We start from the raw sequence: 22,359 nt of genomic DNA, 5'->3' as shown, positions 1-22,359 counted from the left end.
GTTTTCGAAGCGGGTTTCAACAGCGCGGCGTGGACCGCGCGTATCACGTTCAGTATCCTTCAGAGTTACCGGGAACGATTTTCGTGATCGTCCCGGCTGCTTTACCGTCTGGGCCGATATAGGTGAACGCACCGGCCTCATGGGCAATCTGCCAGTCACCGGCGGGGCCACCCTGCCAGGCGACATGATACCCGTCGGCGTAAACCGTCATGTCTCCGACCAGCGGCTCCTTGCCCGGCAATGTCATATGGGCCGTCTTTTCGGTTTCATAGAAAATAATTGCGTCCGAACCCGCGCCTACGTCAACGTAATGCGTGTTACCGATCATGATGATTGCGAGAATTGCGTCGGTCAGAGTTTCCATTCTTCTATCCTCTTTCTGAATTACAGGGTGATGTCGTAGTGCTTCCGCCATGCCGAGTGATGGTCGAAACCGGTATCTTGCGACCAGGCCAGAAGCAGATGCGTCGCCATTTTTGGCGCAAGAGACAGCCTTGGCTGGCCAGGGAAGGTCAGCGGATAGGCAAACCGCAGCTGTGATCCACCCGGGGTATGCACAACCTCGGCCTTCGTCACAGCGCAGGACAAGCCAAGCTTTTCCACGGGGTCATGTCCCGGAACGATCGCAATGTGCTCTTCGACAAGCAGGGTATCATCCGCACGTGCCGCAATGACAAAACGGGTACCCTTCAGGGTTCTTTCGGCGTTAAAGCCGACCGCGAGCCAACCGCGCGTGGGCGCGTGAAACGTGCAGATCAAACGATCTCTGGTGTGGCGCCAGTCAAAGGATAGGTCACGCTCGGTGATCTGCCCCGCCGCCCCTGACATCTCAGGCCATGACCAGAGGGGCAGTGCACAAACCGACTTTAACAACGTTCGTTTCAGCATTAGGTTACCTGTGATTCGTCAAGTATATTGACGGTATTTGGAGGAGATAATATTGTCAAGAAACTTGACTAAATTGAGATCACAGTGGCCAAAATAGACAAACCCGAATTATTGGATCACGTCGGATGGCGACTGTTCCAGGCGTACAAACATTGGAAAATGCTCTTCACTGAAAAGATGGTTCAGCGTGGCTGTCCCTGGGTTGCGGAGGCCCGCGGCGCACTGATGCAGCACATAGGCCCCGGCGGGGTCTCTCAAAACGCGATTGTAGAAAAGAGCGGCCTGACCAAACAAGCGGTGCAGCAACATCTGGACGGTCTTGTCAAAGACGGGATTATCGAACGTCTTCCCGATCCCAAGGATGCGCGCAAGAAACGGGTGAGACTGACGCAGAAAGGTGTCGAAAGCCAGCACATTGCCAATGAGGTCAAAAAAGAAATCGAGCGGAATTTCCTGACGCGGCTGGGGGAGCAGAAGTTCCTGACCATGAAAGAAGCGCTCACCGAGATTGGGGAAAACTGATATTTATGTCGCGTCGGTGTCTGGCAGTTTTACTCCGCGTCTTGCCGGTCCGCTCCCCTGTACCGAAGGGAACGTGCACCGCTGGCACCTGATGAGGCGGGTCAATGCCGCAACTGCGGCTACCTTCTGCGCGACGGTCTGCGGAGGGTGGCGCCATGCCCGCCCGGCAATCGGTCAACACCCCAAAGGAATGCGCGTCAAAAGACTGCTGACACGCTTTGGCAGCAGCCCTCCGCTATTGGATGAAGAGAGCCAGCCAAAGGAAACAAAACGATGAGCCGCACGGTGACCAACCACGGACGCGGGACCCTGCTGGTGGTGCTGTCGGCGGTTGTCTTCAGCCTTTCGGGCGTGTTGACAAAACTGATCGAAGCCGATGGCTGGACCATCGTGTGCTGGCGCGGGCTGATCGGCGGCATGGCCGTTGTTCTCTATGTCGAGCTTGGGCGCGGCAGCCTGCCCAGACCCCAGGCCTTTCGACTGGGGCCGAGAGGCTGGTTGCTGGCCACCATCGGCAGTCTTGCCAGCGTTGCTTTCATCTACGCTTTCAAGCTGACCTATGTGGGCAATGTCGCGGTGATCTATGCGACTGCCCCATTCTTTGCCGCAGCTCTCGGCTGGTGCGTCCTGCATGAACGGGCCAAGGGACGCACGCTCGTGGCTGGCGCGCTCTCGCTCGCAGGTGTCATGATCATCGTGTCCGACGGGCTTGGCGCAGGCAAGATGGCGGGCGATTTGCTGGCCATCGCCATGACCATCGGGAACGCGATCTATATCGTGTTGATACGTAAATTCAGCGATGTGCCGGTCGTCTGGGCAGGCGGGGCGTCAGCATTGCAGCTTTTTGGCGTTGGAGCATTCATGGGACATCCTCTGGACGTCTCATTTCAGGACGCGGCACTGCTGTCGCTCTTCGGAATTGCATTTGCGGCTGCGGTGATCCTTTGGACCGAAGGCACCAAGCTCATTCCCTCGGCCCAGTCTGCCCTTCTTGGAACGGCGGAAATCCCCTGCGCCATATTCCTGGCCTGGCTCATCGTCAGCGAGCTTCCACCGGTAACGGCGCTGATGGGCGGTGCTGTCATCATGGCCACGGTCCTGTGGCACGCGCTGATTGACCGTCTCGAAGGCACCCAAAAGGGATAGGGCACCGGGTCGAGACAGCCCCCTGAGCACCGCAGGCGCGGGCCCCTGTGCCGTCTTGACAGGCCGCGCGCGCAGGCGTAAACGGCCCCCATATCCGGAAGCTTTGATCTTCCGGTCCCGGCTCTGTCGGGATCGCCCTCCGTCAGCGCGTCGCGCCCACGGGGGCGCTTTTCGTTTCGGTTCCGGCCGGGGCGTTTGTGCATTCACCGCGGGTTGCCTACATCAGGCCTATCCCGCAACCGACATCGAAGGGGGCTCTGGCCCATGTTTGAAAATCTCTCTGAACGCCTCTCCGGCGTCTTTGACCGGCTCACCAAACAGGGTGCGCTCTCCGAAGAGGACGTGAAGACAGCCCTGCGCGAAGTCCGTGTGGCGCTGCTTGAGGCGGATGTCTCCCTGCCCGTGGCCCGCGATTTCGTCAAGGCCGTTCAGGAAAAAGCCACCGGGCAGGCGGTCACCAAATCCATCACCCCCGGCCAGCAAGTCGTCAAGATCGTGCATGACGCGCTCATCGACGTGCTGACCGGTGAAGGCGAACCCGGTGCGCTGAAGATCGACAACCCGCCCGCGCCCATTCTGATGGTCGGCTTGCAGGGCTCGGGTAAAACCACCACCACCGCGAAACTCGCCAAACGTCTGAAAGACCGTGACGGCAAGCGCGTGCTGATGGCGTCTCTGGACGTGAACCGGCCCGCCGCGATGGAACAGCTTGCCATTCTCGGCACCCAGATCGGCGTGGACACCCTGCCGATCGTCAAGGGCGAAGACCCCGTCGCCATTGCCAAACGCGCCAAAACGCAAGCTGGACTGGGCGGCTATGACGTCTACATGCTGGACACCGCGGGCCGGTTGCACATCGACGCGGAACTGATCGCGCAGGCCGCCGCCGTGCGCGACGTCGCCAACCCGCGCGAAACCCTGCTGGTGGTCGATGGTCTGACCGGTCAGGACGCGGTCAATGTGGCCACCGAATTTGACGACAAGATCGGTGTGTCGGGTGTTGTGCTGACCCGGATGGATGGCGATGGACGCGGCGGGGCGGCGCTCAGCATGCGCGCGGTCACCGGCAAGCCGATCAAATACGTCGGTCTTGGCGAGAAGATGGACGCCATCGAGACCTTTGAGCCCGAGCGTATCGCAGGCCGCATCCTCGGCATGGGTGACATCGTGGCCCTCGTGGAAAAGGCGCAGGAAACGCTCGAAATCGAGCAATCCGAGCGCATGATGAAACGCATGGCCAAAGGTCAGTTCAACATGAACGACCTCAAGATGCAGCTGGAACAGATGATCAAGATGGGCGGCATGCAGGGCATGATGGGCATGATGCCGGGCATGGGCAAGATGGCCAAACAGGTCGAAAACGCCGGCTTTGACGACAAGGTTCTGAAACACCAGATCGCCCTGATCCAGTCGATGACCAAAAAGGAACGCGCCAACCCGCAGATCCTGCAAGCCAGCCGCAAGAAACGCATCGCCAAGGGCGCGGGGATGGAAGTCTCCGAATTGAACAAGCTTCTGAAAATGCAGCGCCAGATGGGCGACATGATGAAGAAGATGGGCAAAATGGGCAAAGGCGGCATGCTCAAACAAGCCATGAAGGGCATGATGGGCAAGGGTGGAATGCCCGGCATGGACCCAAGCCAGATGGACCCCAAACAGCTTGAAGCCGCCGCCAAGGCCATGGGCGGCAAACTGCCCGGCGGTCTGGGTGGCATGGGCGGTGGCATGCCCCTGCCCCCGGGCCTCTCAGGGTTTGGCAAGAAGAAATGAGCCCTGCGGAGAATCATACTCTCATCCGCATTCCAACCCTGCGGACGGAACGGTTTGTGATGCGCGCGCCGCGCATGTCCGATCTGGATGCCTATGCAGCCTTTCGCGGCTCTGAACGCAGCAAAGGTGTCGGCGGGCCCTATAACCGCGAGCAATCCCATGACAACCTCTGCGGCATCATCGGACACTGGCATCTGGAAGGTTATGGCCGCTGGATGGTCACAGACACCGACGACACACCCTTGGGCGTTGTCGGCATGATGAACACGCCGTTCTGGCCGGAACCGGAAATCGCCTGGTCGGTCTTTGGCAATGCCGAAGGCAAAGGCGTGGCTTACGAGGCCGCGCAGGCTGCCCGCACCTACGCCTATCACGTGTTGGGATGGACAACCGCGATCAGCTGCGTTCTGGCCGACAACACCCGTAGCCACGCGCTGGCGACACGCATGGGTGCCACCCGTGACGGCAGCTTCACCCACGAAGAGCTGGGCGAGCTTTTCATCTACCGTCATCCATCACCGGAGGCCGCAGCATGATCACATGTTTTCTGAAATACGAAATTGATCCCGCAAAAGTGGCGGATTTCGAGATTTACGCCAAAGCGTGGATACACAACATCAACCGGATGGGCGGCACCCATCACGGCTATTGGCTGCCTTCTGAGGGTCCGTCCGACCTGGCATGGTGCGCGTTCAGCTTCCCGTCGCTTGCCGCCTATGAGGCATATCGCACCGAGATGGCGACCGACCCGGCCTGCATCGCGACCTATGCGCATGCGGAACGCACCAAATGCATCCGCCGCTATGACCGCCATTTCACCCGCCCCGTTCTGGACGGGACCAGCCCGGCTGACCTGGGGCTGATGTAGCATCATGACCGTGCTTGCCTGCGAGACCCCTTCTGTCGGCCCTGCCGCCGCTCTGGCGGCACAGTTCCAGTCGCTGGTGCCAGTGCTGGAAACCGACCGGCTGCGCCTGCGCGCACCGCATATCGGTGAATTTGAACATTACGCCGCAATCACTGTCGGGACCCGGGGCCAGTACATTCTCGAAGAGCAGACCCGCGAGGCGGCATGGTATGATTTCACCCAGATGATCGCCGGGTGGACCCTGCGTGGCCATGGGCTCTGGACGATCGAACGAAAATCAGACGGCACGGCGCTGGGGTTTGTGTTGCTGGGGTTTGAACCCGGCGACCCCGAACCGGAGCTTGGCTTCATGATGCGCGCTAGTGCAGAGGGACATGGCTACGCCCATGAGGCCGCCGTGGCTGCGCGTGACTACGGGTTTTCGGTGCTGGAATTGCCAACGCTGATCAGCACCATTGACCCCGCCAACGCGCGTTCGCAGCGCCTGGCCGAATGTCTGGGAGCGGTCCGTGACGGCCATGTCGAAGCAACCCTGCCCGAGGATATTCTCGTCTATCGCCACCCGGCGCCTGAGGGGTGGGTATGACGCTGGATTTCCCGACCCTGCAGACCGACCGTCTGATCCTGCGCGGCCCGAAACCTTCGGACGTTGATCCCTTTATGGATTTTTACGCCTCCGGGCGGTCGCAATATACCGGCGGGCCAATGACGCCCCGTCAGGCGTGGAACTTCTTTGGCACCGAGATCGGCCATTGGGTGATGCGCGGTTTTGGCATGTTCGTGGTGACTGCCCGGGGGTCTGACGATCCCTTGGGGATCGTTGGTCACTGGTATCCCCATGGCTGGCCGGAAAAGGAAGTGGGCTGGGTGCTGTTTGACGCCGCCTCCGAAGGACAGGGCATTGCGCGTGAAGCGGCAGAGGCCTGTATTGATCATGCCTGGAACGTGCTCGGTTGGGAGACCATCGTCAGCTACATCGACAAGGGAAATGACGCCTCCGTGCGTCTGGCCGAACGGCTCGGCTGCATATTGGACGCAGAAGCTGATATACCGAACCCGGAAAAAGAGGTCTTTGTCTACCGCCACCCGCACCCGGGGGTGGCCGCATGACCGCCCTGATCCCGACACTCGAAACCACGCGCCTGAGCCTGCGCGGCCCCGAGCCCGAGGATTACCCGGATTTCAAGGCGACCTTCACCAGTTACCGCGCCCGTTTCATGGGGGGTCCGCTGAACGCCTATGAAGCCTGGATGCTCTATGCCGCTGAAATCGGCCATTGGCAAATCCGCGGCTATGGCATGTGGATGATCCATGACAGGCAGACGGATGAGACCTACGGCATGGCCGGTGGCTGGAAACCTGCCAAATGGCCTGAGGCGGAGATCGCCTGGGTGATCTGGCCGGACAAGAACGGCAAAGGCTATGCGCTGGAAGCGACCCATGCGGTCCGCAAGCATCTCTACACCGAAAAGGGTTGGGAAACGGCTGTCAGCTACATCGACCCCAAGAACCTCGACAGCATCCGGCTGGCCGAGCGGCTGGGCGCCAAAAAGGACCCGCAGGCGGCGACGATCGACGGCAATGACGCGGTCTACCGTCACCCCTCAGCCGCAGCGCTGGAGGGCACCCAACTGGCGCATGGGATCGACATGGAGATCAGCCACTACGCCGATCCGCTCTTCAAACCGAAAGGATGGGCCCTTGACTGACCTGACCCCCTCGCGGCCGTTGCAGCACATGTGCGGTGCACGCCCTGTGCACGGGCTGTGCACAGATGTCATACACCCGATTTGCGGGCATGGAGGGCGCTCATGACCGATGCCGTGACCCGTGCCGCCGCGCTGCTCAAGGAACACCGCGCGTCCATTGACCGCCTTGACGCGATCCTCGTCTACACGCTGGGCGAGCGGTTCAAACACACTCAGGCCGTGGGGAAACTCAAGGCTGAACACGACCTTCCCCCGTCCGATCCCGCGCGCGAAGCAGCACAGATCGAACGGCTCGAAGATTTGGCGGACCGGGCCGATCTCGACCCCGAATTCGCCAAGAAGTTTCTCAACTTCATCATCGCTGAAGTCATTCAGCATCATCACCAACACCAGAAATAACGGTGGCCTGAAACCCACCTTACGAACGCAAAAAAAGGAAATACACCATGGCTATGAAAATTCGTCTCGCCCGCGGCGGCTCCAAGAAACGCCCTTTCTATCGCATCGTTGCAGCCGACAGCCGCATGCCACGCGATGGCCGTTTCATCGAGAAACTGGGCACCTATAACCCGCTGCTGCCAAAAGACAGCGAAGAGCGCGTGAAAATGGATGTGGAGCGCATTCAGCACTGGCTGGGTCAGGGCGCACAGCCGACCGACCGTGTGGCACGCATGCTGGAAGCCGCTGGTTTGAAAGACAAAACCGAGCGCAGCAACCCCAACAAGGGCACACCCGGCAAGAAAGCACAGGAACGCGCCGAAGAGAAAGCCGCCAAGGCCGCTGCCCCTGCTGAAGAAAGCGCGGAATAATCCGTCTTTGCGATTTGCTGCCATAGCGGCAGCAAAGATGGCGCTGCCTCTGCGATGAGGCAGCGCTTTTTCATGACAAGGCAGGACATATGTTCCGACCCATCCGCACGTTGAGCCTGATCTTCATTGCCTTTCTGGCCGGATTGCTTTTTGAACGCAGCCGGGTATCAGATGATTGTGTTGCTGCCGGTGGCACCATGCTGGCGGGGCTCTGCAGGGGAGCACAATGAGCGAAAACAAGATTTGTGTAGGGGCGATCGGTGGCGCATATGGCGTGCGCGGCGAAGTGCGCCTCAAAAGCTTCTGTGCCGTGGCCGAAGATATCGAAACCTATAATCCCCTGACCGATGAAGCCGGAACACAGCATTTTCACCTGGCCATTCTGCACGGCATCAAGAACGGCTTTGCCGCCCGCATCGCGGAGGTCTCCAGCAAGGAAGAGGCAGATGCTCTCAAAGGCACTCAGCTTTTCGCCTCACGCGACCAGCTGCCTTCCCTGCCCGATGACGAATATTACCACGCCGACCTCATGGGCCTGGACGTGTTCGACACAGGCGGTGCATTGCTTGGAACCGTGAAGCTGGTGCAGGATCACGGCGCCGGTGACCTTCTGGAAGTGCAGCGCCCCGGCTCCTCCGAAACGGTGCTGCTGCCATTTACCCTGGCCGCTGTGCCAACGGTTGATCTTGCGTCGGGCCGCATCATCGCTGATCCGCCCGAAGGATTGTTCTAAGGTGGCGGAAAAGCCCAAAAGTCACGGTCGCAAGAGCATCCAGCCTCGGCTGACGCCGCAGTCATTGATGGGCACGGAGGAAACTCTGGCAGGCGTCTGGCAAGCGCGGATCATCACTCTTTTTCCCGACGCCTTCCCCGGCGTGCTCGGTTTTTCGTTGACCGGCAAGGCCCTGAAGGAAGGGGCGTGGCAGCTGCATACTCATGACTTGCGCGGGTTTGGCATCGGCAAGCACAGAAATGTCGACGATACGCCCGCAGGCGGTGGCGCTGGCATGGTCATGCGGGCAGATGTCGTCGGCCCCGCGATTGAAGCTGCCCAGCAACACGCGAAAGGCCGCTGGCCAATCCTCTACATGTCCCCAAGAGGACGCCCTTTCGATCAGGCAATGGCCCGCGATCTGGCGCGCTGTGATGGGGTGACCGTCCTGTGCGGTCGCTTTGAGGGTGTCGATGAACGCGTTTTACAGCACTATAACGTCACGGAGGTTTCACTGGGGGACTTCGTGATGACCGGTGGTGAGTTGGCCGCCCAAGCCATGATCGATGCCACCGTGCGTCTCTTGCCGGGCGTGCTGGGCAATGCCGACAGCACGGTTGAGGAGAGCCACTCAAATGGCCTGCTGGAGCATCCTCAATATACCCGGCCCGCGACATGGGAGGGCCGCGATATTCCTGATGTTCTGATGTCTGGCAATCACGGTGAAATCGCCAAGTGGCGACGTCAGCAATCCGAAACTCTGACCAAAACCCGGCGTCCCGACCTGTGGAAGAAAACCCACGAAGACATGTGACAGCTTGCGCCCGCTTGGGAGGCGCAGCCTTACAATTGCCCCAAACTCCGATCAATTTGACTAAGTTTCGTCAAAATTTGCACCGACACTCCAGAGAATGGAAATCTGGGGAGATATCAAATGCTGCGCCTGTTCAACACGATAAACGCGTCAAAATACGAACAACAACTCTCGATGCCGACCAAGAAATTCTCACGGTTCGAGCCGCGTCATGTGCGCGATCCGATTGCCGAAGAATGTGTAGCACCGCCGCAGCCGCAACAACGTGCATCAATACCGGTTGCCGCCTATCGCCCGGTATCGCTGGCCAACAAAAAGCCGAGACCGGTTTTTGATGAAGCCGCCCATTTACATTCCGACGCGCGCGTCTCCATTGCCGTTTTACGTCGCGCGCTTCCCCAACGATTTGCGGGCATGACCTGAAGACTGCCGCAATTTACGGGATCACTTATTCAGATTCGCAGGTTCGTTCGGGAAGGTTGCAGGGGCGCAGCACATCGGACAGGCGCGCATCCCCTTCCCGGGCCATATCCAGCCCAAATACCAATCGAACAAAAAAAGGGCGGTCCAAAAGACCGCCCCTTCGCTTTGAGTTCTCTCAATTTTCAGCTCTTGTTTTTACGACGCCGCATCACGCCGAAACCTGCAAACGCCGCTGCCAGCAGAGGCAAGGATGCCGGGACTGGAACCGGAGAGATGAGATCGCCGGTAACGACCAGATTATCAATCAAGAACCCTTCACTGCCGGTACCCACGTCCGACCAGAACATCAGGTTGAACATGCTGTTATCAGCACCCGGGCTGATGGACACCGATTCAGAGAATGTATTGGTGCCGCCGCTCCCGCCCTGAAATACTTCCGTCCAGGCGCCTTCATTTGTCAGTGCGGGTCTGGGATCAAGCGCCCAAACCAGAAAGAGGTCATCACTGCTCTCATTCGGGTCAAGAGAACGCCAGTCAAACGACACTGTGATATTGGTGTATCCGGTAGCGTCAATCACCGCACTGGCAGCTGCGGCATCAGGATTTCCTGGTAGAAAATCGCGCAGCCTTAGCTGATTGCTTATTATCCGTACATCGTTGTTGTCATCTTCCAACTCGGTCCAACCATTGCCAACGCTAGTGTTGTTGGCCCGGTTGAAATCATCCTCGAATATGACCGAGGCCGCGCTCGCAGCACCAGCCAACAGCCCATTAGCGACGGCAAAAGCCGCCAAAGACTTCACTAATTTGTTCATGTAAATCATACCCCTGACTTGTTATGTTTCGTACCCTTCGAAGCAATCCGTTCTCGAATTCTATTTTTAATGGTCGATTTCGAATTGCCGAATGCGTGCAGATTATCAGATAATAGCTGATGTCGGCAACGTGAATCGGCAAAATGAGGCGAATAACTGGCCCTTTGGCGTGTCAGAAGGCTTGAACTGCATGGAATTTGCCCCTAAACCCCGACTGTTCGGAATCGCTGTCGCGGCTCCGGGTCGTTTTGCTTTGCAAGGCGCTGAAACAAGGAATGATGTTTGTACTCTCCCGGCGGGCGCTACGGCCGACCCGATAGAACCCGGAGCTCTGAAACGCGCAATACTTCGTGGAAAAAACCACGGGCATCATAGGAGACGATCAGATGGATCTGATTGCAGAAATCGAAGCGGAACAAATCGCCGCTCTGGGGAAAGACATTCCCGACTTCCGCGCAGGCGACACCGTCCGCGTAGGCTTTAAAGTGACCGAAGGCACACGCACCCGTGTGCAGAACTACGAAGGTGTGTGCATTGCGCGCAACAACGGCAAGGGTATCGCCGGCTCCTTCACCGTTCGCAAGATTTCCTTTGGCGAAGGTGTGGAGCGTGTGTTCCCGCTGCATTCGACAAACATCGACAGCATCACAGTTGTCCGTCGTGGCCGTGTGCGCCGCGCGAAACTCTACTATCTGCGCAGCCGTCGCGGTAAATCCGCACGGATCGCCGAGAACACTCATTACAAGCCCAAATCGGGCGCGAGCGCATAAGGACCTGATCGATGAAAGCCGATACACATCCCGAATATCACATCATCGACGTCAAGATGACCGATGGAACCATCGTGCAGATGAAATCCACATGGGGTAAGGAAGGCGACCAGCTGTCGCTCGACATCGACCCTTCTGTGCACCCTGCATGGACTGGCGGTTCGTCCCGTCTGATGGACACAGGCGGTCGCGTCTCGAAGTTCAAAAACAAATATGCAGGGCTGGGCTTCTAAAGCACTCTCTCTGCAAAAACGGAATGGGCCGCACCTTTGGGAGCGGCCCTTTTTGCTTGCGATTTCGCCAGCCGAAAATCAGCCTTGAGTGATGTGTATCACCGCGGTGCAGCAGCCGTTGATCCACGAATGATCAACTCACCTTCGACCAACGCATCCGTCAGCGCAACGTCCGCATCCTGCAAAATTTGCGTCACAGCCTCCGCTGCAAGTGCCATGGTGGGTTGGGCCAATGTCGTCAGGCGCGGCACCACCAAGGATGCCAACGTGATATCGTCATAACCAGTGACGGAAAGCTCCTCCGGCACGGAAATCTCCATGTCACGGGCCGCACGCAGAACACCAATTGCCATCTGGTCGCTTGCCGCCGCGATTGCGGTCGGGCGGGTATGCTTCGGTCCTGCCAGAAGGTCACGCGCATGCTGCTCACCACTTTCGTAGTCAAACTGCCCCTCCCTGGTTACCAGTGACAAAGATGCATCCTGTTTCTGATGCCGCTCAAATTGCGTCTTGAAGCCCTGCAACCGCTGGCGGCCTACTTCCGTGTTTTGCGGACCTGAGAGGTAGGCAAGCCGACGGTGACCCAAATTAACCAGGTGCGAGGCAACCTTTGACGCGCCGATCACATGGTTTGTGCTGATCAATGGGCAGGCGTGAAAACGTCGGTCCACAGAGAGAACCCGAACCTTTGCATCATCCAGAGCCGCACTGGAATCATTCGAAGCCACAACAATCAGCCCGCGCGGAGACTGCTCCAACAGTGCCGCGATCTGTCGCTGCTCGGTGTGCGGGTCTTCATGCGAATTTGTCAGCATGACCAGATGCCCGCGTTTTGCCGCTTCGGTTTCAATCCCAAGCGCCAACTGGGCAAAGAACGGGTTGGTGATGTCCGGAACCACTAGCCCGATCGTATTGATCTTGTTTGTCCGCAGCGCACGCGCAGCCATGTTCGGCCGGTAGTTCAGTTCCGTGACCGCCTGCATTACCCGAGCGCGTAGGACGGGTTTCACCGTTTGGTCGTTGGACAAAACCTTTGAGACGGTACCGACGGATACCCCCGCTTCACGCGCGACATCTTTGACGGTCGACATCTGTTCTACCTTAGCATTTACGTTCCCCTGCTGCGCAGTTTGAAACCATAATCAGCCGATTTCCAAGGCCTTGGCATGATGCGCTGTGTTGAATTCCCGTAATTCATCCCCGGATGGCATCGCATCGGCCGCGCCGCGACGGGTCGTGGCGAGTGCGGCTGCATCCACAGCAAGGGAAATGGCCTCTTCCACGCAAGCGCCCCGTGACAGGAAAGTTGCAAAGGCTCCGTTGAAACAATCGCCTGCCGCAACCGTATCAATTGCAGGCACGTTAGGGGCGACGACATGACCGCTGCAAGACCCTATGCTCCACCCGACACCGCTGGCCCCCATTGTAACGATTGCGCCGCGCGGTCCCATGGTTCTGAGGCGCGCTGCCGCCTGCTCCGCCGCCTGCAATGTCTTGGGCAGTGCGCCCAGAATAAGATGGGCCTCATGGGCGTTCGGCGTGATAATGTCGAACTCGGACAACACTTCCGCGTTCCAGAAAGGCACCGGGGCCGGTGCCGGATCCATGATGACGGTCAGACCATTCGCCCGAGCCACACGGGCTGCCGCCAAAGACGCCTCAAGCGGCACTTCGTTTTGAACAAGCAGAACCTTCGCGTCCGTCACATCTGCTGCGCAATCAAGGACGTTGGCCGCGGTCAGACACTTGTTTGCGCCCTCCGATAGTCGAATGATGTTGCCACCATCGGGCCCCACGTCGATGAAGGCCATGCCGCTGGTCTTGTCGCTTTTCTCACGCAGCGAGAGTTGGACATCTGCCGCGCGCAGGCGGTTTGCAACGTCGCGGCCCAGTTCGTCTGATCCGATGGCACCGATCATCCTGACCGAAGCCCCTAAACGCGCCGCAGCGATCGCCTGATTGGCGCCCTTGCCCCCCAGGGAAATCTTTGTCTCCTGGGCGGCAACTGTCTCTCCAACGACAGGCCAGCGATCCAGATAGCTGACCATATCCACGTTAATGCTTCCAACGACAACAACGTCTGTCATGAAGATACCTCGGTGATTGGTTTCAACTTGAGGCCCGAGCCGGACCGCATGTGATGCTCCGCAAGACCCGTGATCCCGCCGCAAGGGGTTGCGAGGATCAGCGAAGGCGGCCTCATGACGCGGAATACTTCGCTCGGTAATGGTCGAGGATAACGGCGACTACGATCACAACACCAGTAATCATCTGCCGCATGAAATCGCTCAGTCCAATCAGAATAAGCCCGTTTGCAAGAACACCAATTATGAAAGCGCCCAGAAGCGTTCCGATCACGGAGCCACGCCCGCCGCTCAGGCTGGTCCCTCCGATAATCACCGCGGCAATGGCGTTCAGCTCAAAACCGATACCGGCAATCGGGGAGGCAATGTTCAGTCGCGCCATATAGATGATGGCGGCGATTCCAGCTGTGAAACCGCAGATCGAAAACGCCGCGACCTTGTACCAGAAAACGGGGTGCCCAGCGAGACGCACGGCCTCCTCGTTGTTTCCAATCCCGTAGATAAGGCGACCAAAAACGGTGCGATTGAGGACGAACCAGGCAATCACAACCAGCGCCAATGCCACAATGAAAACAACCGGAACACCGTAGACCAGCAAAGATCCGAATTCTTCGAAGGCAAAGGGAAAGGAGTAGATGGTTTGCGCCCCGGAAATCTGTAGCGCGGCCCCACGGGCGATGTTGAGCATGCCTAACGTGATGATAAAGGACGGCAACGACCAATATGCGCTGACGACCCCATTCAGAACACCACATATCGTGCCTGCCACCACCCCGGCCAGAACCGCGAGGATAATCAGCTCAGTGGGACCCAGGCCGGGCAGTGTGATGGCTTTGCCAGCAACAACGGCGGCGAAAGCCATAACCGACCCGACGGACAGGTCAATGCCACCGATAAGGATCACGAATGTCATCCCCACCGCCAGGATCAGGTTGATCGTAATCTGGGTCAGAATGTTGGTGATGTTGTTGGCAGACAGAAAATGCTCACTGGCGACCGAAAAGAATGCGATCATCACAAGCAAGGCCAATCCGATGCCTGCGTTGTTGACAATGGAACGGATCGACACGGGTTTTCTCCTCGGTGTGAATGAAACTTCCTCAGCGATGCTCATGCCGTTTTCCTTTCTGAATTGGTCTCCTGCCCATATGCGAGCTGAAGAATCCGTTCTTGTGAGTATTCGGACCGGTCGAGCACGCCTTGAATTTGATGCCCGGCCATCACCAGAATGCGATCGGTCAAGGCAGTGAGTTCCGGCAGTTCTGACGAGACGACAATCATGGATATCCCCTGCGCTGCCAGTCCGCGCAGGATGCTGTAGATTTCAGCCTTTGCGCCGACATCGACGCCGCGCGTCGGCTCGTCCAGCAGCAGAATACTTGGATTTCCCGCAAGCCATTTGGCCAGAACCACTTTTTGTTGATTGCCGCCGGACAGGCTGGATACCGGGTCAGACAGTTTTCCGTATTTGAGCTTCAAACGCGCCCCACCTTGCGTGGCCATGGCGCGTTCTGCGGCGAAATTCACCAAACCCCAGCGCGAAACCGTTCCGATATCGACCAAAGAACTGTTTGCCGCAATCGGCATTTCGAGGATCAGGCCCTCGTCCTTGCGATCCTCGGTAACGAAACCGATGCCGGCAGCAATTGCGTCCCTTGGTTGACGAATGGTCAAAGGCGCGCCGTCTTTCAGAACCCGGCCAGACAACATCGGGTCGGCGCCAAATATGGCTCTCAGGACCTCGGTGCGACCAGCGCCAACCAGCCCGGCTATGCCCAGAATTTCTCCTTTTCGCAGCTCAAAACTGATCCCGTCGGAAGAGGGGTTGGCCGTCGTTTGCAAACCTTCAACTGCAAGCGCAACCTCGCGGGAGTGTGCTGGGGCAGCGGCGTCAGATGCCGTCTCTTCAAGCGCGTGCCCGACCATGAAACGTACCACGTCGGGAGGTGTGACATCTGCAATATTTTCGGTCGTTATGGTTTTGCCATTTCGGAAAACTGTCACGCGATCACAAATACCGAAAACCTCCTCAAGGTGATGCGACACAAAGACGACGGTGACCCCTTTCGCCTTGATACCGCTGACGATCTCGAAAAGACGCGCTGTCTCGCGCTCGGTAAGCGTGGCCGTAGGTTCATCCAGGATCAGAATGCAGCTGTCGCTTTGCAAGGCGCGGGCAATTTCGATCAATTGACGATGCGCGATGCCCAGCGACCTGACCGGCGCGGTGACATCCACGTCGTTGAGGCCGATCGCATCCAGGGCCGCTCGGGCCCGGCGGTTCATTTCCTTGCGGTCGAGCAGGCCGAACTTCGTTTTCGGCAGAGCTTCGATGGAGATGTTCTCCGCCACGCTCAAGTCACCCAAAAGGTTGAATTCCTGATGCACGACCTGAATTCCGGCGACTTTTGCAGCATGGGGGGAGGTGGGCCGGTAACCGTCACCATCCATTCTGATCTCGCCGGCCTCAAACATGTGAACACCGGACAGGACCTTGATCAATGTCGATTTTCCTGCACCATTTTCTCCGACCAAGGCATGCACCTCTCCTGACGTCAGGGCAAAACTCACGCCATCGAGCGCATGGATGCCTCCAAATGATTTACGCAAATCGGTTACCGACAGCAGTGGGGAACTCGCCAGGTTTGGCATGATCTCGCCTCTATCTCTTTGGGTTGAAAAACAGACGCCCGGCTGAAGACACCGGGCGTCGGCTGCTGCAAATTATTCGCCCGCAACCAATTCGATCGGGGTCCTGACCCAGCCTTCAAGAGCCGGACCGCCCGCCAGAACCTCCAGAGCAAGATCAATGGAGTTGGCAGCCATTTCCTTGCCAAACTGATCAACCGAGGCCAACAGACGCCCGTCTTCGATCATTGGCAGGACTGCTGGGATCGCATCAAAACCCACGACCTCGATATCTGTCCGCCCGGCGGCTTCCAATGCCTTCACGACACCGATCGCCATGGAGTCATTGGCTGCCATGACACCCTGAATGTCGGGATTGGCGGTCAACATTGCCGAAAACACCTGATTGGCTTCCTCTGTTTCCCAATGCGCAGTCCGGCTATCGAGCAATTCCAGCTTGTGTTCCGTCACTGAATCCTCAAAACCCAAGCGCCGCTGGTTCGCATTATCGGCACCCGGATTGCCCTCGATAATGACAACCTTGCCACCGGCACCCAGTTTCTGCGCCAGAGCATCGCCAGCAAGTTTAGCGCCGCCGCGATTGTCCGGACCCACAAATGCCAGATCGATGCCCTGCTGTTTCTTGGCGTCCTCATCCAGAGCGACATCAAAATTGACAACAACAATGCCTGCCTCCATCGCCCGCTTCAACGGGCGCACCATGGCCTTGGAATCTGCCGGTGCAACAACGATTGCATCAACGCCCTGAGTGATGAAGTTTTCAACAGCGTTTATCTGGGATTCAAAATCAGTCTCGTTTTGCATCCCGACTGCGCGCAATTCATAGTCGCCACGCTCTGCCGCGTGGGCTTCTGCGCCTTCGAGCATATTCTGAAAGAACTCGTTGGCGAGCGACTTCATGATCAGACCAACAACGGGTTTGTCCTCGGCCGCCGCGATACCAGCAGACAACAGGATTCCGGTCGTTGCCGCAGCAGCGAATTTAATGAGCTTCATAAGAGCCTCCCTAAGCGTTTGAGGGTCACACCGACGCCGCGTGGCGCAGGCTTTTGACCTGCCATCAAGAAGCCAGCAATCTTGATTCGAGTCAATATGAAACGTTTCATTTTTTATCCTTATGGTTGTATCTCCCATGAGAAAATGATCGAAATGGCGATTAAAATACTGATATATATACTATTTTTTACACACTGATCAGTTAAGAAGCGGCCAAGCCGCACATCGCAAGGTCTCTGAAATGAACTCCGGTCCGCCACCGGCGGTCACACCAATCTTCAAGCGACCTCTGCGATTTCCACCCAGCGCAACCTTTGCCAAAAAAACCTGCGTCCATCATGCCCGATCGCTCAAAACGGCACCTAAATTTGCAGCGGCTACGGACGCAACAGGCCTGCCAGATTTAGCAGCGCCATACGCCCTTCACCGCTTCCCAAATCAATGAACCCCACATATAGTGCCGCGCAATAGAAAGCCGCACCAAGTGGCTGGAACAAAGGATCGGGCACATGGCGCATATCATCGTCGTCGGAAACGAAAAGGGCGGCGCGGGGAAATCGACTGTGTCGATGCATGTCGCCACAGCACTGGCGCGCATGGGTCACAAAGTCAGCGCACTCGATCTGGATTTACGTCAACGCACATTTGGACGTTATACCGAAAACAGAAAATCGTTTCTTGCAAAGGCCGGGCTGAAACTGGCCAGCCCCAACACCCATGAATTGCCCGACATTTCGGCGGACGCCCTGAAACCCGGTGAAAATATCTACGATCATCGCCTTTCTGCGGCTGTCGCTTCGCTGGAACCTGACAATGATTTTATCCTGATCGACTGCCCGGGATCTCACACACGGCTGAGCCAGGTTGCGCATTCTCTGGCTGATACGCTCATCACGCCGCTAAATGACAGCTTCGTGGATTTTGACCTGCTTGCGCGCACTGATTCTTCGGGCGACGAAATCCTGGGGCCATCCGTCTATTCTGAAATGGTCTGGAATGCGCGACAGCTACGCGCGCAAGCCGGCCTGACCCCGATTGACTGGATTGTTGTGCGCAACCGAATGGGCGCTCAACGCATGGTCAACAAGGAAAAGATGGAGCGTGCCGTAAGAAACCTGAGCAAGCGCATCGGGTTCCGCATTGCGCCCGGCTTTTCGGAACGCGTTGTCTTTCGCGAATTGTTCCCGCGGGGCCTTACGTTACTTGATCTGAAAGACATTGGCGTCAAGCAACTCAACATATCAAACGTGGCGGCACGTCAGGAACTTCGCGATCTGATGAAGGCGTTGGAACTGCCCGGCGTTACCGTCGATTTCTGATCCGCCTCCCTCACGGAAATTTCAGTTTTCTTCACAACGCAGAGAGACGCGCGGATGTCACGCAGGTGTGAGTGTTTGTTGATCTGGAACTGCCCCTAAGGTGCGCCAGCCTTTCCGCTTGGATTGGCTTTTCTGACAGGAGTGAAAAATGAAATTTGTAACCAGAAACCTTTTGGCTCTGGCCGTATCCGCCGTTGGTGCGTCATTCGCATTCTCGGCGCAAGCGACCACGATCCAGATCACCGTGACCAACAATCAGGCCAGCGGCGGACTAGCGATCACCCCCCTTTACACGGCTTTTCATGACGGGAGCTTTGACGCCTTTGATCTCGGCGGCACTGCATCGGCAGGGCTGGAACTTATTGCCGAAACCGGTATGCCCCGCGGCGTCTTACCCGATAACACACCCTTTGGCATCGCGGTCGAGCGCGAGGCGCAATTGCCAAATTCGCAAGGCACGGTGATTGCTGCGGGTGCCCCGATGACTTCCAACCCACCCCCAATCCAGCCTGGCGAGACCGGAAGCACAACGCTGCATGTGGATGCAAACTCGGCAGTGTATTTTACTTTCTTGTCGATGTTGTTGCCGTCCAATGATCATTTCATCGGCAATGATAATCCGCTTGCGTATCAGCTATTTGACGATGCTGGAAACTTCACCGGCAATCGCACGATCAACGTGACCGGCGCGCAAATCTATGATGCCGGAACAGAAGCCAACGGATTGACCGGCGCAGCCTTCATTCAAGGCGCAGACATCACCGCCAGCCCAGCGGGCGAAGGCACAATTCAGCAAGGAATTCCTTTGTCGAGTGAGCTTTTTGGACCCGATGTTTTACTTGCAACCGGTGATACGCTGAACCCCTCATTGATCGACTTCACATCCAATCCGGGGGCGTTCAACCTCTTGACCATCGAGATTTCAGAGCTCGCTCCAGTACCGCTGCCCGCCAGCGCGCCGCTCTTGCTAGGTGCTTTGGGATTGATCGGCTGGCGTAGTCGTCGCAAAGCCGCCTAATTTCATCATCTGTGAAGGGCCAGATCATTGGCCTTTCACATTTTCTGCCTTTGGCATCTGCGCAAGCACCCTCAACGCCCGGCGCAGAATTTCCAGTTCCTCTTCATCAAATTGGCTGCTGAGCGCGTCATCATAGGCGCGTGCAATGCCGCGCAAATCCTCATAAACCGCCACCCCTCTTGGCGTCAGTTTCAAAAGCTCTACGCGGCGATCGTCTTCACGACGCGTACGGGTCAGGAACCGTCTCTCTGCCAATCGATGCACGGCACGGCTTATTTTGGTCTTGTGAATCTTGGCCGCGTCAACGATCTCGCCTGCTGTCATGCAACCGAAAAGGCCCAGGTGAAAAAGAACCCGCCATTCAGTGCGCAGCATCCCGTATCTGTCTTTGTAGATCTGATGAAATTCCAGACTGCTCTGTTCGGCCGCCTGGTTCAGCAGATAGGGCAAAAACGCCTGCAAATTAAAGTCCTCGGAATGCGACATCGGAAGAAACCGGCCTTGTTAGTTACAAAAACAACTAATACAAAAGCCCCATTCTTTGGCAAGGAGGCAGATTGGTGCATTTGCGTGCAAATGATCTCGACATATGATGAATTTGTACGAGGCAATTTGTTAAAGTTCAGACATACCCCTCCGCATCTCTCAGACCAATCAGGAAAGTAGTTTTTGCCGATGAATACCGCTCTCATTGACCTTCTGTTCTGGATCGGGGCCTTCGTGGCCCTGTTCTTTCTTTTTCGCTGGCTACAGGCCCGAAAAAAGCGCAACCAAAACCCCAAGGACGACTAAATGCCCCTGACGAAAAGCTGGATTGCCAGTGCCAACGATCCGAAATGTGACTTTCCGCTGAACAATCTGCCATACGGCGTATTTTCGACCGATGATCGGGACGCGCGTTGCGGTGTGGCGATCGGCGATCAGGTTCTCGATCTGGCATCGCTTGAAGCGGCAGAACTGATGACACTCAGCGACGAGCCCGTGTTTGACCTTCCATTCTGGAACGATGTGATGGAATTGGGCCCCGACGCATGGCAGGCTTTGCGCGAACGCCTCACCGCCTTGCTGGTGGAAGGTGCCAGCGAACAGGCATTGGTATCCCCGCACCTTGTTCCGCTGGTGGATGTTCAGCTGCACATGCCGCTGGTTGTTTCGGAATACACTGACTTCTACGCGGGTCGGCACCATGCGACCAACGTAGGCACGATGTTCCGGGGGGCGGAGAACGCGCTACCTCCCAACTGGCTTCATATTCCAATTGGTTACAATGGCCGCGCAAGCACGGTTGTGGTCAGCGGCACCGACATCCGCCGCCCAATGGGGCAAACAAAGGCACCGGACGCCGATATGCCGGTGTTTGGTCCCTGCAAACGGCTGGATATCGAGTTGGAGATGGGCGCAATCGTCGGCGCTTCAACGGAAATGGGTCAGCGCGTCACGGTCGCAGAAGCCGACAAGATGATTTTTGGTTATGTATTGCTGAACGATTGGTCAGCCCGTGACATTCAGGCATGGGAATATCAGCCGCTTGGGCCATTTCAGGCAAAAGCTTTCGCGACATCCATCAGCCCGTGGATCGTCACCGCAGCCGCGCTCGCCCCCTTCCGCACATCAACGCCGACACGCGAAAAAGAGCTTCTTCCCTATCTGCAAGAGCCCTCTCCCATGCTCTTCGACATTGATCTTTCAGTTCTTATAGAACCCGAGAACGGCACTGAAGAAGTCATCGCGCGCACCAATTATAACGAGATGTATTACTCCGCAGCCCAGCAGCTTGCTCATCACGCCTCGTCGGGTTGTGCGATGAATGCTGGCGATCTGCTTGGATCGGGTACGATTTCCGGCCCTGAAAAAGGTCAGCGCGGCTCCATGCTGGAATTGTCTTGGGGCGGTAAGGAACCTCTGACGTTACAGGACGGGCAATCGCGCAGCTTTATCGAGGATGGCGACACTCTAACGCTTTCCGGTCATGCGCAGGGTGATGGATACCGTGTGGGTTTTGGCCGTTGCATCGGGAAAATTCTGCCCGCGACTGAAACCCCCTAGGCCCTTTGTAAGGATCGTGATCTGGTGAGGATAGGCGGGCTCGCGGGGTGGATCACCTTGCGGCGGCCCAGACCTCCACTTCCACTAAATATTCTGGCCGGGTAAACCCCGATACGATCAGCAAAGTGGAAGACGGCAAGACCCTGGCACCCTGAACAAAGGCGTCACGCGCTTTCATGTAGCCGGCAAAATGAATGCGATCGGTCACGTAAGCGCTGACATGGCAAACATCCTTTGCCGACATCTGAGCCTCAGCCAATATCGCCTGAATATTGGCAAAGCAGATGTTTGCCTGAGCCTCAGCGGTATCAGGCACACTGCCATCTTGCGCCATTCCCAACTGCCCGGCGGTCCGCACGATACGCATACCAATGGGAATTTCCACGCCATGGGAATACCGCGCAAAGGGGGGTGCTATCTGACTTGGTTGCAGCGATTTCACAAGATCCTCCAAGTCCGTCGCGGACATAAATCAAGCGCCGCCAGCCGAATTCAGCACAACCACAGACACAAGCGCAAGCGGAGGTCGAAGTTTAAGTATTTCATCAGGCCGAATGTTGAGGCGTAAGGTCTCAATTTCGAGAGATTCGTTCACAATCCACTGACGATAAACCGCCGTTTTCCACGCGTGGCACGCGAACCAAACCAAAATTTTTCTGATGCATGAAAAAAATTTTAAAGCGCTTTGGCCGCTTATGAGTAGAGTGCTTCAGCATGAAGGCGCGGAAACCAATGGCGTGTCGCTTTCACGGTTTCCGCCTCTCGATC

Annotated in this window: 29 protein-coding genes; 19 read left to right on the top strand and 10 right to left on the bottom strand. The window is 57.2% G+C overall.

Going from position 1 to position 22,359, the window contains the following annotated elements; translation table 11 throughout:
- Window positions 1–49 precede the first annotated feature (49 nt).
- Together Q0802_RS16865 and Q0802_RS16860 are read right to left on the bottom strand one after the other, a co-directional pair.
- Window positions 50–364, bottom strand: coding sequence for a hypothetical protein (locus Q0802_RS16865; protein WP_298920438.1), 315 nt, complete (start codon window positions 362–364; stop codon window positions 50–52).
- A 20-nt stretch (window positions 365–384) separates the two neighbouring features.
- Window positions 385–888 carry a hypothetical protein gene (locus tag Q0802_RS16860; RefSeq protein ID WP_298920436.1) on the bottom strand — a complete coding sequence of 168 codons (504 nt, stop codon included), beginning with the start codon at window positions 886–888 and terminating at the stop codon, window positions 385–387.
- A gap of 84 nt (window positions 889–972) precedes the next feature.
- Here Q0802_RS16860 and Q0802_RS16855 point away from each other — a divergent pair, with 84 nt between their 5' ends.
- The 14 genes from Q0802_RS16855 to Q0802_RS16790 all read left to right on the top strand — a co-directional run bounded on the left by Q0802_RS16855 (window position 973) and on the right by Q0802_RS16790 (window position 9,661).
- Window positions 973–1,410, top strand: a complete 438-nt coding sequence (locus Q0802_RS16855) for a MarR family winged helix-turn-helix transcriptional regulator (protein WP_298920434.1) — start codon at window positions 973–975, stop codon at window positions 1,408–1,410.
- A 273-nt stretch (window positions 1,411–1,683) separates the two neighbouring features.
- Window positions 1,684–2,556 carry a DMT family transporter gene (locus tag Q0802_RS16850; protein ID WP_298920432.1) on the top strand — a complete coding sequence of 291 codons (873 nt, stop codon included), beginning with the start codon at window positions 1,684–1,686 and terminating at the stop codon, window positions 2,554–2,556.
- A gap of 264 nt (window positions 2,557–2,820) precedes the next feature.
- The gene (gene ffh / locus Q0802_RS16845; RefSeq protein ID WP_298920431.1) at window positions 2,821–4,326 is read left to right on the top strand and encodes a signal recognition particle protein; all 1,506 of its coding nucleotides are present in this window, start codon (window positions 2,821–2,823) and stop codon (window positions 4,324–4,326) included.
- Window positions 4,323–4,862: a GNAT family N-acetyltransferase gene (locus Q0802_RS16840; RefSeq protein WP_298920429.1), complete on the top strand. Its 540-nt coding sequence runs from the start codon at window positions 4,323–4,325 to the stop codon at window positions 4,860–4,862. The genes ffh and Q0802_RS16840 overlap by 4 nt, the downstream gene beginning before the upstream one ends.
- Complete coding sequence (locus tag Q0802_RS16835) at window positions 4,859–5,194, top strand: NIPSNAP family protein (protein WP_298920427.1); 336 nt, start codon at window positions 4,859–4,861, stop codon at window positions 5,192–5,194. Before Q0802_RS16840 ends, Q0802_RS16835 begins: the two co-directional genes overlap by 4 nt.
- Before the next feature lie 4 nt (window positions 5,195–5,198).
- Window positions 5,199–5,780 carry a GNAT family N-acetyltransferase gene (locus Q0802_RS16830; RefSeq protein WP_298920424.1) on the top strand — a complete coding sequence of 194 codons (582 nt, stop codon included), beginning with the start codon at window positions 5,199–5,201 and terminating at the stop codon, window positions 5,778–5,780.
- Complete coding sequence (locus tag Q0802_RS16825) at window positions 5,777–6,304, top strand: GNAT family N-acetyltransferase (protein WP_298920422.1); 528 nt, start codon at window positions 5,777–5,779, stop codon at window positions 6,302–6,304. The genes Q0802_RS16830 and Q0802_RS16825 overlap by 4 nt, the downstream gene beginning before the upstream one ends.
- Window positions 6,301–6,903 (top strand): GNAT family N-acetyltransferase, encoded by a 603-nt coding sequence (locus Q0802_RS16820; protein ID WP_298920420.1) that lies wholly within the window; start codon window positions 6,301–6,303, stop codon window positions 6,901–6,903. Before Q0802_RS16825 ends, Q0802_RS16820 begins: the two co-directional genes overlap by 4 nt.
- A 102-nt stretch (window positions 6,904–7,005) precedes the next feature.
- Window positions 7,006–7,302, top strand: a complete 297-nt coding sequence (locus Q0802_RS16815) for a chorismate mutase (RefSeq protein ID WP_298920418.1) — start codon at window positions 7,006–7,008, stop codon at window positions 7,300–7,302.
- A 47-nt stretch (window positions 7,303–7,349) separates the two neighbouring features.
- A complete protein-coding gene (rpsP, locus tag Q0802_RS16810) occupies window positions 7,350–7,712 on the top strand; it encodes a 30S ribosomal protein S16 (protein WP_298920416.1) in 363 nt (120 codons plus the stop codon).
- 89 nt (window positions 7,713–7,801) lie between these two features.
- Entirely contained in the window at window positions 7,802–7,942 is a 141-nt protein-coding gene (locus Q0802_RS16805; protein WP_298920414.1) for a hypothetical protein, read from the top strand.
- On the top strand, window positions 7,939–8,445 hold the full coding sequence (rimM, locus tag Q0802_RS16800; protein ID WP_298920413.1) for a ribosome maturation factor RimM: 507 nt from the start codon (window positions 7,939–7,941) through the stop codon (window positions 8,443–8,445). Before Q0802_RS16805 ends, rimM begins: the two co-directional genes overlap by 4 nt.
- 1 nt (window position 8,446) lies before the next feature.
- Window positions 8,447–9,238, top strand: a complete 792-nt coding sequence (gene trmD / locus Q0802_RS16795; protein ID WP_298920411.1) for a tRNA (guanosine(37)-N1)-methyltransferase TrmD — start codon at window positions 8,447–8,449, stop codon at window positions 9,236–9,238.
- 120 nt (window positions 9,239–9,358) lie between these two features.
- A complete protein-coding gene (locus tag Q0802_RS16790; protein WP_298920410.1) occupies window positions 9,359–9,661 on the top strand; it encodes a hypothetical protein in 303 nt (100 codons plus the stop codon).
- Between the two features lie 182 nt (window positions 9,662–9,843).
- Here the strand turns inward: Q0802_RS16790 and Q0802_RS16785 are convergent, their stop codons facing one another.
- On the bottom strand, window positions 9,844–10,485 hold the full coding sequence (locus Q0802_RS16785; protein WP_298920409.1) for a VPLPA-CTERM sorting domain-containing protein: 642 nt from the start codon (window positions 10,483–10,485) through the stop codon (window positions 9,844–9,846).
- 377 nt (window positions 10,486–10,862) lie between these two features.
- On the opposite strand from Q0802_RS16785, the gene rplS reads away from it, so the two are divergent.
- Window positions 10,863–11,246, top strand: coding sequence for a 50S ribosomal protein L19 (gene rplS, locus Q0802_RS16780; protein ID WP_219504655.1), 384 nt, complete (start codon window positions 10,863–10,865; stop codon window positions 11,244–11,246).
- A gap of 11 nt (window positions 11,247–11,257) precedes the next feature.
- On the top strand, window positions 11,258–11,479 hold the full coding sequence (gene rpmE / locus Q0802_RS16775; RefSeq protein WP_219504657.1) for a 50S ribosomal protein L31: 222 nt from the start codon (window positions 11,258–11,260) through the stop codon (window positions 11,477–11,479).
- A gap of 98 nt (window positions 11,480–11,577) precedes the next feature.
- Here rpmE and Q0802_RS16770 read toward each other — a convergent pair whose 3' ends face one another.
- From Q0802_RS16770 to Q0802_RS16750, 5 genes are all read right to left on the bottom strand, one after another.
- Window positions 11,578–12,570 (bottom strand): LacI family DNA-binding transcriptional regulator, encoded by a 993-nt coding sequence (locus tag Q0802_RS16770; RefSeq protein WP_298920403.1) that lies wholly within the window; start codon window positions 12,568–12,570, stop codon window positions 11,578–11,580.
- A gap of 51 nt (window positions 12,571–12,621) precedes the next feature.
- On the bottom strand, window positions 12,622–13,566 hold the full coding sequence (gene rbsK, locus Q0802_RS16765) for a ribokinase (protein ID WP_298920401.1): 945 nt from the start codon (window positions 13,564–13,566) through the stop codon (window positions 12,622–12,624).
- 112 nt (window positions 13,567–13,678) lie between these two features.
- On the bottom strand, window positions 13,679–14,677 hold the full coding sequence (locus tag Q0802_RS16760; RefSeq protein WP_298920399.1) for an ABC transporter permease: 999 nt from the start codon (window positions 14,675–14,677) through the stop codon (window positions 13,679–13,681).
- Window positions 14,674–16,215 (bottom strand): sugar ABC transporter ATP-binding protein, encoded by a 1,542-nt coding sequence (locus tag Q0802_RS16755; protein ID WP_298920397.1) that lies wholly within the window; start codon window positions 16,213–16,215, stop codon window positions 14,674–14,676. The genes Q0802_RS16760 and Q0802_RS16755 overlap by 4 nt, the downstream gene beginning before the upstream one ends.
- Window positions 16,216–16,287: 72 nt before the next feature.
- Entirely contained in the window at window positions 16,288–17,208 is a 921-nt protein-coding gene (locus Q0802_RS16750; protein ID WP_298920395.1) for a sugar ABC transporter substrate-binding protein, read from the bottom strand.
- Between the two features lie 509 nt (window positions 17,209–17,717).
- Between Q0802_RS16750 and Q0802_RS16745 the strand changes: the two genes are divergently transcribed.
- Complete coding sequence (locus Q0802_RS16745; RefSeq protein ID WP_298920393.1) at window positions 17,718–18,527, top strand: division plane positioning ATPase MipZ; 810 nt, start codon at window positions 17,718–17,720, stop codon at window positions 18,525–18,527.
- A gap of 148 nt (window positions 18,528–18,675) precedes the next feature.
- The gene (locus Q0802_RS16740; RefSeq protein ID WP_298920392.1) at window positions 18,676–19,545 is read left to right on the top strand and encodes a spondin domain-containing protein; all 870 of its coding nucleotides are present in this window, start codon (window positions 18,676–18,678) and stop codon (window positions 19,543–19,545) included.
- A gap of 24 nt (window positions 19,546–19,569) precedes the next feature.
- On the opposite strand, the gene Q0802_RS16735 is transcribed toward Q0802_RS16740, so the two are convergent.
- Window positions 19,570–20,031, bottom strand: coding sequence for a MarR family transcriptional regulator (locus Q0802_RS16735; protein ID WP_298920390.1), 462 nt, complete (start codon window positions 20,029–20,031; stop codon window positions 19,570–19,572).
- Between the two features lie 306 nt (window positions 20,032–20,337).
- On the opposite strand from Q0802_RS16735, the gene fahA reads away from it, so the two are divergent.
- Complete coding sequence (gene fahA, locus Q0802_RS16730) at window positions 20,338–21,591, top strand: fumarylacetoacetase (protein ID WP_298920388.1); 1,254 nt, start codon at window positions 20,338–20,340, stop codon at window positions 21,589–21,591.
- Between the two features lie 52 nt (window positions 21,592–21,643).
- On the opposite strand, the gene Q0802_RS16725 is transcribed toward fahA, so the two are convergent.
- Window positions 21,644–22,060 carry a RidA family protein gene (locus Q0802_RS16725; RefSeq protein WP_298920386.1) on the bottom strand — a complete coding sequence of 139 codons (417 nt, stop codon included), beginning with the start codon at window positions 22,058–22,060 and terminating at the stop codon, window positions 21,644–21,646.
- Between the last annotated feature and the right edge of the window lie 299 nt (window positions 22,061–22,359).

It is taken from the genome of uncultured Roseobacter sp., assembly GCF_947495275.1.
Classification (GTDB): Bacteria; Pseudomonadota; Alphaproteobacteria; order Rhodobacterales; family Rhodobacteraceae; genus Roseobacter.
This window is presented reverse-complemented; position numbering and strand designations above follow the sequence as displayed.

What these genes read in the sequence shown, in the direction of transcription:
- Q0802_RS16865 (WP_298920438.1), bottom strand. Translation starts at nt 364, where the DNA reads ATGGAAACTCTGACCGACGCAATTCTCGCAATCATCATGATCGGTAAC.
- Q0802_RS16860 (WP_298920436.1), bottom strand. Translation starts at nt 888, where the DNA reads ATGCTGAAACGAACGTTGTTAAAGTCGGTTTGTGCACTGCCCCTCTGG.
- Q0802_RS16850 (WP_298920432.1), top strand. Translation starts at nt 1,684, where the DNA reads ATGAGCCGCACGGTGACCAACCACGGACGCGGGACCCTGCTGGTGGTG.
- ffh (WP_298920431.1), top strand. Translation starts at nt 2,821, where the DNA reads ATGTTTGAAAATCTCTCTGAACGCCTCTCCGGCGTCTTTGACCGGCTC.
- Q0802_RS16840 (WP_298920429.1), top strand. Translation starts at nt 4,323, where the DNA reads ATGAGCCCTGCGGAGAATCATACTCTCATCCGCATTCCAACCCTGCGG.
- Q0802_RS16835 (WP_298920427.1), top strand. Translation starts at nt 4,859, where the DNA reads ATGATCACATGTTTTCTGAAATACGAAATTGATCCCGCAAAAGTGGCG.
- Q0802_RS16830 (WP_298920424.1), top strand. Translation starts at nt 5,199, where the DNA reads ATGACCGTGCTTGCCTGCGAGACCCCTTCTGTCGGCCCTGCCGCCGCT.
- Q0802_RS16825 (WP_298920422.1), top strand. Translation starts at nt 5,777, where the DNA reads ATGACGCTGGATTTCCCGACCCTGCAGACCGACCGTCTGATCCTGCGC.
- Q0802_RS16820 (WP_298920420.1), top strand. Translation starts at nt 6,301, where the DNA reads ATGACCGCCCTGATCCCGACACTCGAAACCACGCGCCTGAGCCTGCGC.
- Q0802_RS16815 (WP_298920418.1), top strand. Translation starts at nt 7,006, where the DNA reads ATGACCGATGCCGTGACCCGTGCCGCCGCGCTGCTCAAGGAACACCGC.
- rpsP (WP_298920416.1), top strand. Translation starts at nt 7,350, where the DNA reads ATGGCTATGAAAATTCGTCTCGCCCGCGGCGGCTCCAAGAAACGCCCT.
- Q0802_RS16805 (WP_298920414.1), top strand. Translation starts at nt 7,802, where the DNA reads ATGTTCCGACCCATCCGCACGTTGAGCCTGATCTTCATTGCCTTTCTG.
- rimM (WP_298920413.1), top strand. Translation starts at nt 7,939, where the DNA reads ATGAGCGAAAACAAGATTTGTGTAGGGGCGATCGGTGGCGCATATGGC.
- Q0802_RS16790 (WP_298920410.1), top strand. Translation starts at nt 9,359, where the DNA reads ATGCTGCGCCTGTTCAACACGATAAACGCGTCAAAATACGAACAACAA.
- Q0802_RS16785 (WP_298920409.1), bottom strand. Translation starts at nt 10,485, where the DNA reads ATGATTTACATGAACAAATTAGTGAAGTCTTTGGCGGCTTTTGCCGTC.
- rplS (WP_219504655.1), top strand. Translation starts at nt 10,863, where the DNA reads ATGGATCTGATTGCAGAAATCGAAGCGGAACAAATCGCCGCTCTGGGG.
- rpmE (WP_219504657.1), top strand. Translation starts at nt 11,258, where the DNA reads ATGAAAGCCGATACACATCCCGAATATCACATCATCGACGTCAAGATG.
- Q0802_RS16770 (WP_298920403.1), bottom strand. Translation starts at nt 12,570, where the DNA reads ATGTCGACCGTCAAAGATGTCGCGCGTGAAGCGGGGGTATCCGTCGGT.
- rbsK (WP_298920401.1), bottom strand. Translation starts at nt 13,566, where the DNA reads ATGACAGACGTTGTTGTCGTTGGAAGCATTAACGTGGATATGGTCAGC.
- Q0802_RS16760 (WP_298920399.1), bottom strand. Translation starts at nt 14,677, where the DNA reads ATGAGCATCGCTGAGGAAGTTTCATTCACACCGAGGAGAAAACCCGTG.
- Q0802_RS16755 (WP_298920397.1), bottom strand. Translation starts at nt 16,215, where the DNA reads ATGCCAAACCTGGCGAGTTCCCCACTGCTGTCGGTAACCGATTTGCGT.
- Q0802_RS16750 (WP_298920395.1), bottom strand. Translation starts at nt 17,208, where the DNA reads ATGAAGCTCATTAAATTCGCTGCTGCGGCAACGACCGGAATCCTGTTG.
- Q0802_RS16745 (WP_298920393.1), top strand. Translation starts at nt 17,718, where the DNA reads ATGGCGCATATCATCGTCGTCGGAAACGAAAAGGGCGGCGCGGGGAAA.
- Q0802_RS16740 (WP_298920392.1), top strand. Translation starts at nt 18,676, where the DNA reads ATGAAATTTGTAACCAGAAACCTTTTGGCTCTGGCCGTATCCGCCGTT.
- Q0802_RS16735 (WP_298920390.1), bottom strand. Translation starts at nt 20,031, where the DNA reads ATGTCGCATTCCGAGGACTTTAATTTGCAGGCGTTTTTGCCCTATCTG.
- fahA (WP_298920388.1), top strand. Translation starts at nt 20,338, where the DNA reads ATGCCCCTGACGAAAAGCTGGATTGCCAGTGCCAACGATCCGAAATGT.
- Q0802_RS16725 (WP_298920386.1), bottom strand. Translation starts at nt 22,060, where the DNA reads ATGTCCGCGACGGACTTGGAGGATCTTGTGAAATCGCTGCAACCAAGT.